Raw genomic sequence first — 15,333 nt, 5'->3', positions numbered from 1 at the left:
AGGGGGCGGGTATGGCGGGACGTCGTGAAGTGCCAGTGGATCCGGGGGCGGGTCCGGTGCAGCGGTTCGCGTTCGAGTTGCGCAAGCTGCGGGCGGAGGCGGGCGGGATGACGTATCGGGCGATGGCCGAGCGGGCCGGCTACTCGGGCACGACCCTGTCGCAGGCGGCGGCGGGCGGGCAGTTGCCCACGCTGGTGGTGACCTTGGCCTACGTGTCGGCATGCGGGGGCGATGCGGTCGAGTGGGAAGCCCGGTGGAGACAGGCCGTGGACGACGCCGCCGCGGTCGGCGCGCAGGAGGAGGGCGGTGAGGGGGCGGATGCGCCCTATCGAGGGCTGGCCCGGTTCGAGCCGGGCGACAGCGGACTCTTCTTCGGCCGGGACCGGCTCACCACCGACCTGCTGGACCTGTTGCGGCGCCGACGGTTCGCCGCGGTGTTCGGCCCGTCCGGCAGCGGCAAATCCTCCCTGCTGCGTGCGGGCCTGATCCCCACCCTCCAGCACTCCCAGGATTCCGGCTTACGGCCCGCCGCGATCCAGATCCTGACACCCGGCGACCACCCCGCACGCGCCCACGCCGCTCTCCTTGACACGAGCAGACCCGGCGACGGCGGCACGGATACGTTGGTGATCGTCGACCAGTTCGAGGAGGTCTACACCCTCTGCCAGGATCCAGCGGAACGTACCCGCTTCATCGACCTCCTGCTCGCCGCCCTCCTACCGGCAAGCCGATTGAAGGTGCTGATCGCGGTCCGCGCCGACTTCTACGGCCGCTGCGCCGAACACCACGCCCTGGCCGGCGCACTGCGCGACGCCAACCTGCTGGTCACTGCGATGAACCGGGACGAACTGCGCGACGCCATCGTCAAACCGGCCGCAGCCACCGGACTGACCCTGGAACGCGCCCTGACCGCCCGCATCATCGAGGACGTCGCCGATGAGTCCGGCAGCCTGCCCCTGATGTCGCACGCGCTGCTGGAGACCTGGCGAAGACGCAGAGGAAGAGCACTCACCGAGGCCGCGTACGACGCCGTCGGCGGGGTGAGCGGTGCCATCGCCCGAACCGCAGAGCGTCTCTACACTCAACTTTCTCCTGAACAGGCCTCTGTCGCCCGCGATCTGCTGCTGCGGCTCATCACCCCCGGTGAAGGAGCCCAGGACACCCGTCGGCCGGCTCTGCGCACCGAACTGGCCGCAAGCACCCGCGGGGATACTGCGCTGGTACTGGAACGACTGGCCCGCGCTCGTCTGGTCACCCTCGCTGACGACACCGTCGACCTCGCCCACGAAACCCTGATCACTGCATGGCCGCGACTGCGTATGTGGATCGAGACCGGCCGCGAACAATTGCGCGTACACCGGCGTCTGACCAATACGGCCGGGGAGTGGGCGGAGCACGGCAGGGACGACGGGGTGCTCTACCGCGGAGTACGGCTGGCCGAGTGGGACGACCGGGACACCAGCCGGCTCAATGATCTCGAACGCGAGTTCCTGGCGGCGAGCCGCGACCGCGCACAGGCCGAGCGGGCGGCGGTGAGGCGCCGTGTGCGGCTGACCGTGAGTGGGCTCCTGGCGGCGGTGGTCGCACTGGCCGTTCTCGCGGGCGTCGCGTTCGTACAGGCCCGGCGGGCGGAGGCCGGGCAGGCGCTCGCGTTGTCGCGGCAACTCGTGGCGAGCGCGCGTGGCCAGGCCGAGCTCGACCCTGAGCTGGGCCTGTTGCTGGCTACCAGTGCCTACGGGACCAGTGCGACTGACGAGACCGAGGCGGCACTGCGCCAAGCCGTGTTCGAGTCACGGGTGAGGGCTGTGCTCGCCAGCCACGACGGGCAGGTCCTCGGGGTCTCGTTCAGTCCGGACGGCCGGTACCTCGCCACCAGCGGCGGCGACGGCGCGATACGGGTGTGGCGGTACGGCACGACGCTGCGAGACCCGGTGGTGCTGCGCGGCCGCGACGGCGAGGTGTGGACGCCGGTGTTCAGCCCGGACGGCACCCGGATCGCGGCAGCCGGCGAGGACGGCACGGTCTCGGTGTGGAAGTGGGCGAGCGGCGCCGAACCGGTGATCCTGCGAGGCCACACGGGACAGGCATGGGGCGCCACGTTCAGCCCGGACGGCCGCAGCATCGCCAGCACCAGTGACGATGGCACCGTACGGATCTGGAACGCCACGGGCAGAGGCAAACCGGTCGTGCTGCGCGGCCACAAGGGGTGGACGCTCGGCGTCTCGTTCAGCCCCGACGGAACCCGCCTCGCCAGCAGCGGCGGAGACGGAACGGTACGCGTCTGGAACGTCAAGGGCCGGCGGACGACCGTGGTGCTGCGCGGGCACAGCAATTCCGTGGAGGCGGTCGCCTTCAGCCCGGACGGACAGCGCATAGCCACCGCGAGCACCGACGGGACCGCGCGCCTGTGGGACCCCGACGCCCCTGCCGAGTCGGTCGTGCTCGGCAGCCACGACGGCACGGCGGAGGCTATCGGCTTCAGCCGGGACGGCGCCCGGGTCGCCAGCACGGGCAACGACGGCACCGTACGGATCTGGAACGTGCATCACCGTGCCGCACCGCTGATCCTGCGCGGGCATCGCGGCACCGTGACCGCGGTCGCGTTCGCCGCCGACGGACGGCGCCTGGTGAGCGCCAGCGAGGACGGCACCGTACGGATCTGGGAGGCTGCCCCGACGGGCAGCGACAGCGTCCTGACCGGTCACGACGGGCCGGTGTGGGCGACGGTGCCCAGCCGTGACGGCCGTCGGCTCGCCAGCGCCGGCGCCGACGGGACCGTGCGCGTCTGGCGAATCGGGAGCACCGCACCGCCGACCGTGCTGGGCGAGCACGACGGCGAGATCCTGGGCGTGGCATTCAGCCCGGACGGCCGCCGGGTGGCTGGAACCGGCGACGACGGGACCACGCGGATCTGGTCGGTGGACAACGCGACGAAACCCGTCGTACTGCGCGGCCACGACGGGCCGGTGTGGACCGCGGAGTTCAGCCCCGACGGACGGCGGCTGGTCACCGGCGGCAGCGACGGCACCGTACGGATCTGGCGCACCACTGCGGGCGCGGAGCCCTTGGTGGTCGACACCGGTCAGGACAAGGTGCGGTACGTCGCCTACAGCCCCGACGGGCGGCACGTGGCCGCGGCCGGCCTGGACGGCACCATCCACGTCCTGGACCCCGCCACCGGCAAGGATCTGCAGGTCCTGCGTGGTCACAAAGGCCTGGTGTGGACGGTGGCGTTCAGCCCCGACGGACGGCACCTCGTCAGCGGCGGCAACGATGGATCGGCCAGGCTGTGGGATCTCACGAAGCCCGGCCGGCCGCGGGTATTGAACGGGCATCAGGGAGTGGTGTGGAGCGCGTCGTTCGGTTCCGACGGCCGTCGGGTGGTGACCAGCGGCAACGACGCGACCACCCGGATCTGGAGCACCGCTGACAACAGCCCGCCCGTGGTCCTGCACGGATTCGGTGCCTCTGTGGAGAACACGAACGTCCTGCCCGGCAATCGGTTCGTCAGCTCGCACGACGACGGCACCGTACGCGTCTGGACCTGCCTGCCCTGCGCGCCGATTGACGAGGTCCGCCAGCGTGCCCGGGACGGCATCACCCGTGAACTGACCCAGGAGGAACGGGCCGGTTACCTCAACGAGTCGGCCGGATGAGGCGACTCCGGCGGGCTGTGGCCGACGGCGAGTGAGCCGTGCACCTCGGACTCCACGCCGGCTGCCGGCCCCTCGACGGCGCACTGCCCGGCCGAGGTCAGTCACACCACGCAGCGGGACACCGTCCTCCCGTTGCCGGGGGGCCGTCCGATGGTGCTGGATCCCTTCGCCCATCTCCTCGTCCTCGATGGTGAACACGTCGTTGTCCGCGGCGGAGTGATCGCCGGCGAAGTCCCAGAACTCCGCGGCGGCACCGCGGGGACCGTCCCGTGGCCACTTCTTCTCGGCACCCTTGTCGTCGGTGCTGGGATCACGTCGGCCGCGGACCCGGGCGGCACACCGCGGACGGTGCGCTCAGCGGGCGGTCGGGCCGATGTTCGCGGCACCGGGCCGGTCGCACTCCCGGAGCACGATGCGGCGGAGGCTGTCCTGGCCGGCCAGGGCCAGTCCGCGGCCGAACCGCTCACGCGGGCCGGCCGCGACGGACGGCTTCCCTGGGGTGCTCTTGCCGCGGACCACGACCGGCCGGGCCTCTTCGGTCCCCGCCGTCAAGGCCCTCACCTTTGTTTGGTTCTTCTCTGGCGCCCCGGACTCGCGCGGTACCCGCGTCCTGGACAGAACGGAACCCGCAGCGGCCCCTCCGGAGCGGGCGGAGCGGCCGCCGTCGGCGTGATGGCCGGCGGCCCGTGACGGGCGTGGGCCCCGTGCGCGTCAGCGGGCCGTGCCGAAGTCCTGCGTCCAGTAGTTGCCGGGCTGCGCCACTGCCACACCGATCTCCTTGAAGCCGCAGTCCAGGATGTTGCGCTTGTGGCCGGCGCTGGCCATCCAGCCCGCCATGACCTGCTCGGGCGTGGAGTACCCGTACGCGACGTTCTCGCCGTAGCTGCCCCAGAGGTAGCCCGCGCGCGTGATCCGCTGTCCCGGGTCGGACCCGTCGGAACCGGTGTGCGACATGGTGTTGTGGCTCGCCATGTCCGCGCTGTGGGCCTGGGCGGCCTGCGAGAGCTTCGTGTTCAGGGCGACCGGGGAGCAACCGACCTTGGCGCGCTCGCTGTTGACCAGGGCGACCACGCGGGTGACGGCAGCGGACGCGGGGGTCGCCGTGCCCGGGGCCGTGGTGGTGGGCGGCTTCGGCGCGGCGGCCGGCTTCGAGGGGGGCGCGGCGGCCGGCTTCGGCGCGGCGGCGGTCCTCGTCGGGGCGGCGGTCCTCGTCGGGGCGGGCGGGGTGGCCGCCTTCGAGACGGTCGCCCTGGGCTTGTCCGGGGCGGGCGCCGCAGTCCTGGGAGAGGTCGGCGAGGGCGAAGCCGTCGCCGTGGGCTTCGCGGTCCGGACGTCCCGGCCCCGGTGCCCGTCCCAGGACTTCTTCCCGTCCGTCCGGTGCCCGTCCCAGGACGCCTTCCTCCCGTCCGTCCAGGGGCTGCTGGACGTGGTGGTGATGGCCTCGGCTCCTTCGTCGCCCATGCGCGCCATGGCGGCCGACGGCACCGCCACCGCACCCATCGCCAGGACGGCGACGGCCATGGGCCGGCGGCGCGTCTTCCTGCGGTGCTTCCGGTGGTTCCTCATGCGGACCTCGTTCGGTCGACTCTCCTTGCGCCCCCGGCGGGCTCGGTTTCGCACAGACACTGCGCTTGACCTGCGGGGACGCCTTGCGGGGCCGTCATTGTTAAAAGCCGCGGGAGGGCACGGCAACGGGGGCTTCCCACTACCTCGCCTAGTAGACGAGGACACCCTTGAATCCGGCCCGGGATTGTGCGGGGCCGCCGCGCCGGACGCCGACGGAGCCTCACGTTCCGTCAGAAGGGCGGCAGAGGCGGTCCGGCGGCTCGAGGCCGGTGACCCGGCCCGGCGACCCTGGACGAGATGCCGCGTATGCCTGCTTCCATATGCCAGATCCGCCTATATCAACCACATGCCACGTACTATCGCGGCACGTTGACGAGGACCGGGCGCGTGAGGGATGTCACCGGCTTTCCCCGCAACCCCTTCGTCGCCCGGCGCGCGGGGGCACCCCTGCCCCTTCAATCAGGGCCGCAGGCCGGGATTGCGGCATGACGCCCCGGTTTCGCACCTCCTACGACGACGAGGGCCTGCGGCTGCACTCCGAGGCCGATGACGAGGGCCGGGCCGCACGGCAGGCTGAGGTCCGGAGGCAGGATTCACGTCCCGTGACGGCGACGTCGGGACACCACTCACCCCTCTCCCCCGCCGGCGGGGGAGAAAGGGGCGGAGCGCGTTCACCGGCCGGGGCCGGCCCCCGACGATCCGACCATGCCCGCAATCCTGGCAGCGGTCTTGAACTGCAGCGTGCGGCCCGGGCTGGTGCCGGAGTTCACCCAGCACCGGGCCAGGCAGGTACGGGTGGAGTTCACCCACGCCCTGTCCGCCCACTTCGACCTGGTCGCGCTCAAGCGCGCTGCCGACGCAGGCCCTGCAAAAGCCGGTCGACCAGTCCGGTCGGTCGGTCCAGGCGCGTATTGACGAACGCGAGGGTGCGGCGGGCATCAAACACGACGACAGCCAGTAGTGCCTGGTCAGGCCGGTCTGGATGGTGCGTGCCCTTGAGGATCGGAGGACCTCACCTGTTCGACGGCGTGGCGGGGCAGGTGCGTGCGTTACGTACGGGGGTGTCGGGCCGCGGGCCGTGTGCAGGTCGTTGCCGGTCAGGTTGCAGGCGTCCTGCGGCTCCTCCAGTGCGCGACCCGTCGATCCGCACGGCGGTGCCGTCGGGAGTGCGGAACCCGGCGAAAACACCGAGCCCAGTCCCAGGCCGTGATCGGCCGCCTGTTCCTCCTGGCCCCGCCAAAGCCATCGAGTCACCGTCCTGGGCGGTGACGGAGATCACTGCTTCCGTCCCGGGGCGGCCGGAACACCTCGGATTTCGTGACTGTTCAAAGGTATGTAGGTGTCCGGAAGAGACGATGTGCCCGGCCGATCCCAGATGGCTTGCAGCAGGAAATCAAAGCCCTGCAATGCCCCTGGCCGTGAGGCGCCCCCTTCCCGCCACCTCTCCCACTTTCCGTCACCACCCTTGAGAGGTCGGATCATGCCGTACGACATCGAGAAGACAGACGAGCAGTGGCGCGCAGAACTCACCCCTTCCGAGTACAAGGTCCTGCGCCGGGCCGCCACGGAGATGCCGTTCACCGGCGAGTACACCGACGCCGAGACGAAGGGCGTCTATTCATGCCGTGCCTGTGACGCCGAACTGTTCACTTCGGCCGAGAAGTTCCACTCGGGCTGCGGCTGGCCCTCGTTCTTCGACCCCAAGGACAGTGACGCGGTCGAGCTGGCCGAGGACCGGTCCTACGGTCAGGTACAGACCGAGGTCCGCTGCGCCCGCTGCGGATCACATCTCGGGCACGTCTTCGAGGGAGAGGGCTTCCCCACTCCGACCGATCAGCGCTACTGCATCAACAGCATCTCGCTGCGTCTGACTCCCGACGAGAGCTGACCATCACCCCTCTCCCCCCGCCGGCGGCCGTCCGTCGGTTCGGCAGGGCGAACCGGGGCGGGGCGGGAGGGGTTCGCCGCTCGCGGGAGGGTGATGGGGACGCGGTGAACGCGGCCCCATCACCGATGGCGGCCCCGGTCAGCGTCGGGCGCGGGTACGGATCACCATGGCGTCGTGGTCCGTGTAGGTGGTGGGCTCGATTTCCACGGTCGGCGTGGCGAGGTTTCCGTAGGCGTGCTGAATGCCGGGTGACTGGACGGCCGCCGCGTCGGTCGCGGTCCAGAACCCCTTCGGGGCGCAGGACGAGCGCCGGTTGACGTCGCCGGCGAAGACGGTCGGCCGTCCGCGGTCGGCCAGCACGCGGGCGAGTTCCGCGCACTGGACGGAGTTCGTGCTGTCGGCGCCTTCACCGTCGGTGGACAGGTGACTGGTGCACACGTCGGTTCCCCGCACGGTGGTCACGCAGAGCCAGCGGCGCTGCTCGACTCCGCTGAACACGGAGAACGGTGCGTCCTCGGAGGAGCGGATCCTGTCCTTGGTGAGGACGGCATTGCCGAAGAAGCCCCGTCCTTCCGGGGTCTTGCAGGCCAGCGGCGCGCCCTTGTAGATCACCGTGGCGAAGCGGGCGTGGTATCCCGTGCGCTTCGCGATCTCGGTCACGTCCTCGCTGCACGCTTCGTTGAGCGTGACCGCGCGGGCGTGGTTGGCCTCGATCCGGCTCACGGTCTCGTCGAGGATCATCGGGTACTGGGTCTTCGCGTAGCAGCCGGCGTATCCGCTCAGGCAGAGGTTCATCTGGAGCAGGGAGAAGGGCTTGCGGGCGGCTCCGTGGCCGTGCCCGTGCCCGTGGTCGCGCGCCTGATCGTGACGCCCGCTTTCGGCCGTCACGGCGGCGGAAGCCGTGGGAACGCCGACGGACAGCGTCACGAGTGCGGCGGCCAGGCATCCGAGTATCAGGGTGCGGAAAGTAGTCAGCATGGTTCTTGTCACGCAGCGGATTATGGCTACGCGCGGACGGCGGAAAAAAGGATCAACGCCATCAATTCAACTGCCACTCATGCGTCCGACACCTCGGTGAACAGTCGAATGTGATGATTCATCAAAAGGCCGGGGACAGGCAGCCGCCCTGTCACTCCGGCCCGCCAGAATCCCCGATCCGCGGCGGCTGAGGTGCTGTCCCCGTCACGCCGGTCACCTTCCGGCCGAGCATTCCGTCCGCGCCGGACGCCCCGGGCAGACGCCTGGAGCCGCTGCCGGCGGCCGCCCCGCAGGCCTGCGGGGAGCTGCCGTGGGGCGGCCACGGCATGTGCGGATCCGTCGGCGCGTGAGGCGCCGGCCCACCCGGCGGGACACACCCGCCCGGGCCGGGTTACTCCTCGGTGGGCAGCCAGTTCCCGTGCAGGCCCAGCGGGACCCGTACCGGAATCCGCACGCGTGCGACCGGGCCGGAGCCGGGATCGTCTGCCGGGATCACCAGCAGCCAACTGCTCTCGTCAGTGCGGTCGGTGGCGTACGTCATCCAGTAGCCGCCCTCATGATCCGGGGAGCCGGGTGACGGGGCGAACACCGGCTCGCCGACGGACAGGTCCCCCGCGTCCCACATCACGCTGGTGCCGTGGGCGTCCCTCCCGTCGTACCAGCGCAGGGCGTCGTACTCGCCCGGCAGGAGGTCCAGCTTCCCCGTCTCCGAGGCCACCGCCAGCTGTTGATGCCGCTGCCCGATCAACCGGTCGTCCGTGCGCGGCAGTTCCATGCGCGCGTCGTCCAGCAGGGTGCGGCGCATCGTGCCGGCGGCCGGGTCGATGACCGCGCGGACCAGCCCTCCCGGATTGGTTCCGGCCGACTTGTCGGGCGAGCCCATGGACAGGTGCGACCACTGCACGTACTCGAGCACGACATCGCCGCCGTCGGGCTCGGTGTCGTACGCGTTGACCGTGTGCCACAGCCAGAAGGCGTCGTCGGACGCCCAGCGCACCCGGCTTCCGTCGCGAGGGATCAGTGCCACCCGCGTGCCCTGTTCCGGACGCCAGTCGATGAAGGACCCACCGCTCATCGCCGCGGCGAGGTCGAAGAAGACGGGTGCGAGGACCAGCACGAGGAAGCGCGAGGTCAGGGCCATGTCGTGGATCATCATCGGGGCGTCGAGCCCGTCGACGGTGGTGGGGCCGCGGACCACGTCGCCGGTGGGCCCGATGAGGGACCAGGTGAGGAAGGGCGGCTCCAGGCCGTAGCAGAAGACCGCCATCTCTCCGGTGAGCGGATCGATCTTCGGGTGGGCGGTGATGCCGGCGGGCAGTGCGCCGCCGAACGTCTCCTTCCCCGCGGTCTCCAGTTCCCCGGTCATCAGGAACGGGCACTCGGACTCGGCGAGTGCGAGCAGGCGTCCCGCGTGACGCACCACGTTGATGTCCGGCAGGTCGCGGAAGGTGCCGGCCAGCTCCGGTTCCACGTCCGGGACCTGGGGGGTGATCATCGATTCCAGTCCGCCCCACAGGGCTCGTCCGGCCCGCTCTTCCGCGACCACCGCGGGGGTGCGTACGAAGCGGTTGCGGTAGCGGGCCTGTCCGCCGGAGATCCACACCCCGTGCAGCATGCCGTCGCCGTCGATCGGATAGAGGAACGATCCGATCGGGCTGAAACGAGGATTGGGCCCGTTGCGCAGGAACAGCCCGTCCAGTTCCGCCGGCAGCTCCCCCGTCACCTCGAGCCCGGTCTCATCCACTTCCTCCGTGACCGGGGCGAACCGGCCGGAGAGGTGGGGTACGCGTGTGGGATCGAAGGTCTGCAGAGCGTGCGTGGCCATACCCGGCCTCCCTCGACGGGGCGATGCGAGCCGTGGGCGTGTGCCGCCTCATCGTCCATTGAATAGCCCGATCGGACCCGCTGCAATGCGTGGCCGGGAGGGCGCGACATTCGCGACACCACAGGGATCTCCCTGTGGGCAGCCCGATGATCCAAGCGAAAAAGGCCAGCTCACACGGGGGATCCAGGCCGCGGTCGGAGGGCGATGCCTCGGTCGTCGCCGTGCGGGACCAGGCTCGGCTCGGCCGGCGCCGGCCAGCTCGACGGCGCGCTCCTCGGAGATCACGCCCTCATCATTCACCCCAGGCCAACCGGGCCGCCACAGCGTGGGCGGCGGCGCGGCAGGACGGGTGGCCCCATTGCACGCGGACGTACGCGAAGGATGCCCAGGCCGACCACACCGTGTGGACCGCCCCGGCGCACGGCGCGTCCGGCACCCGGCTGGGAGCGCCGTACAACCATCGGCCCCGGGGGCGAGTCTGGGTGTCATGCGAAGACTCATCGTTGCCGGCGCCGCGCTGCCGGCCGCCCTCGCGGCTTCCGTCCTGCTGCCCCCGGCCGCCGCCCACGCCCGCACACCGACGCCCTCCGCCGACTTCAACGGCGACGGCTACGGCGACCTCGCCGTGGGCGCGCCCGGCGCGGCGATCGGCGGGCACACCCTGGCCGGGGCGGTCGTCGTCGCCTACGGCTCGTCCGCCGGGATCAAGTCCTCGAAGACGACAACCGTCAGCCAGAACACCTCGCGCGTGCCGGGTGTCGCCGAGGCGTTCGACCGCTTCGGCACGTCCACCGCGGCCGGGGACTTCAACAAGGACGGATACACCGACCTCGCGGTCGGCTCGCCCGGCGAGGACATCCCGCGCGGCAACGACTGGGGCTCCGTCACCGTGCTGTGGGGCAGCCCGAAGGGACTCGGCGCGGGCGGGGCGCTGAGCCAGCCGCTGGGCATCGAGCAGAGCGGATTCGGCACCGCGGTCACCGCCGGGGACTTCGACGGCGACGGCCACGCCGACATCGCGGCGAGCACAGGCAGCGGCACCCACCTGTGGCTCTACCTCAACCGGAGCACCGGCCAGTCCGGCGAAATGGGCTTCGCGCTGGCCGACTTCGAGGCGTCGGCGGTGCCCGCCACCGACACCGGCGTCACCGCGCTCGCCGCCGGGGACGTCGACGGTGACGGCACCGACGACCTCGCCGCCTCCACCCACCCGCTCGGCAGATTCGGCGGCGCGCTCTACCTCTCCCCCGGCATCCCCGCGAACCGCCGCGCGGCGGGCGACCTGCCCCCGGCACTCTCCCTGGCCATCGGCGACGTGGACGGCGACGGCCACGGCGACATCGTGTCCGGGCAGCCGCACGGGCCCGAGGAGATGACCGACGGCCGGAACGGCGGCAGCGTGAGCGTGCTGCGGGGCTCGGCACAGGGCGTCGACAGCCGACAGGCTGTCGTGATCACGCAGGACACCGCAGGCGTGCCCGGGGTCGCCGAGGAGGGCGACCGCTTCGGCTGGTCCGTCGAACTCGGCGACGTCAACCGGGACGGACGGGCCGACCTGGTCGCCGGCGCCGTCGACGAGGGCGTGGGCCTGACGGGCTACACCGGCTCCGTCACCGTGATACCCGGCTCCGCGAAGGGCCTGACCGGCACCGGCTCGTACGCCTTCCACCAGGACACCGCGGGCGTGCCCGGCGTCGCGGAGTCCCGCGACTCCTTCGGCGAGGCCCTGGCGCTGGCCGACACCAACCGCGACGGGCGGCTCGACCTGGCCGTCGGCGCGCCCGGCGAGAACGGCTGGTTCGGCGCGCTCACCTCGCTGCGCGGCAACGGCGTGCGGATCACCTTCACCGGCGGGGTCGGCTTCAGTGCGGAGACCCTCGGGCTCGCCACCGGCGAGGACTGGTTCCCCGAGTTCGGCGCGCCGATCAACGGCTGAGCCCGGACGCTCGGGCAAGGGGGCGTGTCCCGGTGCACCACCGGGGCGCGCCCCCTTGTCGTTCCAACGCGGGCCGACACGCCGGGGGTTGCGCGGTGAACACACCCCGCCACGCGGCCCGACCTGCCAGGACCGGTGGGCTGCCCTCACCCCCCTCGCCCCTCTCCCCCGGTCCGTGGCCGGTGTCGCTCGGCACCGCGCGGCCCGGCTGCTCCTGCGTCCCACCGAGCCCGCCGACGTACATGCTTGTGCTGTCGCGGCGCAGGCCCAGGCCCGGCCCTGAGGTGCGGGGTCACCTCGGCAGGCCGGTGACAGACAAGGTGCGAGGAGGCGGGCCGGCCCTCACCGCTGTGGTCGGCCCCTGCACCTACCAGGGCGAGGCAGCGAGGTGACCGGGAGCGGGAGGGCGTCCCTGTAGGCGCGGTGTCCGTCGGCTGGCTCACCGGCGCGGCCGCCGCTCATGCGCCCCGCCGGCCGGACCAGGTCTCGCGGGTGAGGTCCAGGAGCTGGTGCATGCCGTGAAGTCTGACCAGGCAGTCGGGCAAGCCCGATAGCGCTTGCCCCTCGTGGCGGGGGCAAGGGGCATCCTCGGGGGCCGACTTGCTCTCGGCCGATGCTGCGGGCCTGCTCCGGGAGGACGCTGGTCGCCCCTGCTGGGTCACAGGCGGGCCGACATCGGCCTCTCCAGCACCACTTCGTCGTCGTCGGTGAAGGCGCCGGACGCCGTCGCCCCGCCGAGGAGCGCGGTGGCGAGTGCTGCCGCGACGGCGAGTGTCCACCGGGCCCGCCACGACCTGGCGCGCGCCGGTGCGGCCGCCACGGGTGCGATGGGTGCCGTGGGTGCGATGGGTGTGGGTGTGGTGTCCGCCGGTGCGGGGCCGCATGCGATGTCGGTGCGGGCGTCCAGCCATGCCTCCGCCTCGGTGCCGCGGATTCCGCAGGCCGCGACGAACGCCGCGACGAGTTCCTCGCGGGGAAGCCGGTCCCTGCCGAGCATGGTCGCCGCCGTGGAGTAGGGCAGGCAGTGGCCCTCGTCAGCCGCTCGGCGTTCCAGGCGTCGGTAGCTCAGTCCCGACCATGCCTTGAGCCGGCGCAGGGCCGCCACGAAGGCGGCCGCGTCGGTGGACGGCGGGGTGGGCGGTGCGGTGGTCATGACGGTGGTCCCCCTGATGAGCTGGACATACACGGGCTCGCACAAGCTCGAACACCCCGACAGCTTGAGGAACGGCGGTGGCGACGGTCAACCTCGGTGCGGATTCCCGATGTTGGAGGTCGTAGGTCATATGGGCCATATGGGTCTGTCCCGCAGTCGTCGCACCCGCGTCGCCGTCACCGCCCTGGCGAGCCTGCTGATGCTGGGCGCGTGCGCCCAGGGGGGCGATACCGGGCGGTCGGCGGCCGGGCCCGCGCCGAAGGAGCGCGGTGGGGAGTCGGTCGCCGATTTCCTCGACCGTGTCCTGCCCGCCGGGGCGAGCGGCACCGTGGTCGCCGCGCGCGGCGGCGAACTCGCATACTGCGGGGGCTTCGGGGCGGCGGACCGCGCCTCGGGCACGCCGGCGAGCTGCCGCACCGTGTACGACGTCATGTCGATCACGAAGCAGTTCACCGCCGCCGCGATCCTGAAGCTGGAGGAGATGGGGCGGCTGAGGGTGAGCGACCGGATCGGCCGGTTCTTGGGGCCGGTGCCCGAGGGCAAGCGCCACATCACGATCGACCAGCTGCTGACGCACACTTCGGGTCTCGTGGAGTCGGTCGGCGACGACTACGAGCCCGTCTCGCGCGACGAACTGGTGCGGCAGGCACTGGCATCGAAGCCGCGGTCGGCCCCGGGGGCAAAGTTCCACTACTCGAACACCGGGTACAGCCTGCTCGCCGCGATCGTCGAGAAGGCGTCCGGGGAGGGGTACGAACCGTTCCTGGCCCGGCACCTGTTCGGCCCGGCGGGCATGGAGCGAACCGGATACGTCCTGCCCCGGTGGCCGCGGAACCTGGTCGCGGTGGAGTACGACAGGCACGGGCGGAGCCAGGGCAGGCCCTTCGACCACCCCTGGGCCGCCGACGGCCCGTACTGGAACCTGCGGGGCAACGGCGGCATGCTCTCCACCGCCGAGGACATGTTCCGCTGGCACCGGGCGCTCCTGGGTGACAAGATCCTGCTGGCGCGGGCCCGGGAGAAGCTTTTCGAACCCCGCACGACGGAGCCGGACACGGGCAGCTCGTACGGTTACGGCTGGAGCATTCGTGACACTCCGAACGGCCCTCTCGCCTGGCACGACGGCGGCAACGACTGGTCCCTGGGACTCCTGAGCCGGTCCCTGCGCGACGGCGTCCTGGTGTTCTGGGTCAGCAACCACGCCTACCGCAAAGGGAAATGGAATCTCGAGGACCAGGCGCAGGAGCTGACCCTGGGCGTCGCGGATCGCGTCCGTTCCGAGGACCGCTGAACCGGTGCCTCTTCAAAAGGCACTTCTGCGGGTCGTCCCATTCCACGGTGACGGTATGGAGTTCCGTGAGCTACGTGTCCGCGCCGAGGATGTGCTGTTTGCGGTAGGCGCTGGGGGAGATACCGGTGACCCGTTTGAACGCGGTGCTCATCGCGCTTTCGGATCCGTATCCCGTGTTGCGGGCGATGGAGGAGATCGTCTCGTCGCTCTTGCGCAGTTTCTGGGATGCCAGGTGGATCCGCCATTGCGTCAGGTACGTCAACGGGCCCTGGCCGACGGTCTGTTTGAACCGTGCGGCCAGGGTCGAGCGCGAGACCGAGCCGGCCCTGGCCAGTTCGGCGACGGTCCACGGGCGGGCCGGGTCGTCGTGGAGCGAGGTCAGTGCGGCGGCGACGGCGGGGTCGGTCATTCCCGCGAGCCATCCCGAGACGCTCTGGGGCTCACGTGCCAGGTGCAGGCGCAGGACGTAGACGAGCATGACCATGGCGAGGTGCTGTGTGACGAGGTCCGAGGCCACGGGGCGCAGCAGGAGTTCGCGTTCGATGACGGTGAGCGCCCATTCCACGGTCTCCGCGTGTGCTGTTCCGGCCGGTAGGTGGATGACCGGGGGGAGGCTGGTCAGCAGCAGGTCCTGGCCGGGTTGGTTGAAGGTGAAGCGGCCGCCGATGAGCAGGACGTCGTCGCCGGTTCCGGTGCGTGCGATGCCGTGCTCCGCCTCGGCGAAGACGGTGCTCGCGTCGAGTTCCGGTGCGTCGGGGTCGCTGCGCAGGGTGAAGCGTTTGGGGCGGGTGAGCAGGTAGCAGTCGCCTTCCGTCAGGGCGATCGGTTCGTTGTGGCCTTCCACGTCGAGCCAGCAGTTGCCGCGGCGGACCGCGTTGAACTTGATGTCCAGGGGGGCGTCGAAGCGGACGGCCCAGCGTCCTCCGGCGATCAGGCTGGTGGAGAGGTGGCTGCGGGTTTCGAGCAGGTCGAGTACGTCTTCGAGCGGATCCATCAGACCTCTGGACGATGAGTAATATTTCGCGGACTTTTGATTATGG

The 15,333-nt window shown here is 71.3% G+C and carries 9 protein-coding genes and 2 pseudogenes; 4 read left to right on the top strand and 7 right to left on the bottom strand.

Annotated elements, in window-relative coordinates; all coding sequences use genetic code 11:
- Positions 1-29: 29 nt before the first annotated feature.
- Positions 30-3,656 carry an nSTAND1 domain-containing NTPase gene (locus IE265_RS27790; RefSeq protein WP_229916618.1) on the top strand — a complete coding sequence of 1,209 codons (3,627 nt, stop codon included), beginning with the start codon at positions 30-32 and terminating at the stop codon, positions 3,654-3,656.
- A gap of 150 nt (positions 3,657-3,806) precedes the next feature.
- Here the strand turns inward: IE265_RS27790 and IE265_RS38630 are convergent.
- The 3 genes and pseudogenes from IE265_RS38630 to IE265_RS27780 all read right to left on the bottom strand — a co-directional run.
- Positions 3,807-3,959, bottom strand: a pseudogene (locus tag IE265_RS38630) (DUF6357 family protein); the annotation flags it as partial.
- Positions 3,960-4,025: 66 nt separating this feature from the next.
- Positions 4,026-4,217, bottom strand: a pseudogene (locus tag IE265_RS27785) (kinase); the annotation flags it as partial.
- Between the two features lie 150 nt (positions 4,218-4,367).
- Positions 4,368-5,222, bottom strand: coding sequence for a CAP domain-containing protein (locus tag IE265_RS27780; RefSeq protein ID WP_190038436.1), 855 nt, complete (start codon positions 5,220-5,222; stop codon positions 4,368-4,370).
- Positions 5,223-6,702: 1,480 nt separating this feature from the next.
- Between IE265_RS27780 and msrB the strand changes: the two genes are divergently transcribed.
- A complete protein-coding gene (gene msrB, locus IE265_RS27775; protein ID WP_190038435.1) occupies positions 6,703-7,110 on the top strand; it encodes a peptide-methionine (R)-S-oxide reductase MsrB in 408 nt (135 codons plus the stop codon).
- A 138-nt stretch (positions 7,111-7,248) separates the two neighbouring features.
- Here the strand turns inward: msrB and IE265_RS27770 are convergent, their stop codons facing one another.
- Complete coding sequence (locus tag IE265_RS27770) at positions 7,249-8,100, bottom strand: endonuclease/exonuclease/phosphatase family protein (protein ID WP_190038434.1); 852 nt, start codon at positions 8,098-8,100, stop codon at positions 7,249-7,251.
- Positions 8,101-8,479: 379 nt separating this feature from the next.
- Positions 8,480-9,913: a carotenoid oxygenase family protein gene (locus tag IE265_RS27765; RefSeq protein WP_190038433.1), complete on the bottom strand. Its 1,434-nt coding sequence runs from the start codon at positions 9,911-9,913 to the stop codon at positions 8,480-8,482.
- 487 nt (positions 9,914-10,400) lie between these two features.
- Here IE265_RS27765 and IE265_RS27760 point away from each other — a divergent pair, with 487 nt between their 5' ends.
- Positions 10,401-11,849: an FG-GAP-like repeat-containing protein gene (locus IE265_RS27760; RefSeq protein WP_190038432.1), complete on the top strand. Its 1,449-nt coding sequence runs from the start codon at positions 10,401-10,403 to the stop codon at positions 11,847-11,849.
- Between the two features lie 658 nt (positions 11,850-12,507).
- Here the strand turns inward: IE265_RS27760 and IE265_RS27755 are convergent.
- The gene (locus IE265_RS27755) at positions 12,508-13,002 is read right to left on the bottom strand and encodes a hypothetical protein (RefSeq protein WP_190038431.1); all 495 of its coding nucleotides are present in this window, start codon (positions 13,000-13,002) and stop codon (positions 12,508-12,510) included.
- Positions 13,003-13,141: 139 nt separating this feature from the next.
- On the opposite strand from IE265_RS27755, the gene IE265_RS27750 reads away from it, so the two are divergent.
- Positions 13,142-14,293, top strand: a complete 1,152-nt coding sequence (locus tag IE265_RS27750) for a serine hydrolase domain-containing protein (RefSeq protein ID WP_229916615.1) — start codon at positions 13,142-13,144, stop codon at positions 14,291-14,293.
- A gap of 70 nt (positions 14,294-14,363) precedes the next feature.
- Here the strand turns inward: IE265_RS27750 and IE265_RS27745 are convergent, their stop codons facing one another.
- Entirely contained in the window at positions 14,364-15,287 is a 924-nt protein-coding gene (locus IE265_RS27745; RefSeq protein ID WP_190038430.1) for an AraC family transcriptional regulator, read from the bottom strand.
- Positions 15,288-15,333: the final 46 nt, after the last annotated feature.

Source organism: Streptomyces fructofermentans (assembly GCF_014651055.1).
In the GTDB taxonomy this organism is placed as follows: domain Bacteria; phylum Actinomycetota; class Actinomycetes; order Streptomycetales; family Streptomycetaceae; genus Streptomyces; species Streptomyces fructofermentans.
The sequence above is the reverse complement of the archived record's forward strand: the minus strand, read 5'-3'. Positions and strand labels throughout refer to the sequence as shown.

What these genes read in the sequence shown, in the direction of transcription:
- IE265_RS27765 (WP_190038433.1), bottom strand. Translation starts at nt 9,913, where the DNA reads ATGGCCACGCACGCTCTGCAGACCTTCGATCCCACACGCGTACCCCAC.
- IE265_RS27750 (WP_229916615.1), top strand. Translation starts at nt 13,142, where the DNA reads ATGGGTCTGTCCCGCAGTCGTCGCACCCGCGTCGCCGTCACCGCCCTG.
- IE265_RS27755 (WP_190038431.1), bottom strand. Translation starts at nt 13,002, where the DNA reads ATGACCACCGCACCGCCCACCCCGCCGTCCACCGACGCGGCCGCCTTC.
- msrB (WP_190038435.1), top strand. Translation starts at nt 6,703, where the DNA reads ATGCCGTACGACATCGAGAAGACAGACGAGCAGTGGCGCGCAGAACTC.
- IE265_RS27745 (WP_190038430.1), bottom strand. Translation starts at nt 15,287, where the DNA reads ATGGATCCGCTCGAAGACGTACTCGACCTGCTCGAAACCCGCAGCCAC.
- IE265_RS27780 (WP_190038436.1), bottom strand. Translation starts at nt 5,222, where the DNA reads ATGAGGAACCACCGGAAGCACCGCAGGAAGACGCGCCGCCGGCCCATG.
- IE265_RS27760 (WP_190038432.1), top strand. Translation starts at nt 10,401, where the DNA reads ATGCGAAGACTCATCGTTGCCGGCGCCGCGCTGCCGGCCGCCCTCGCG.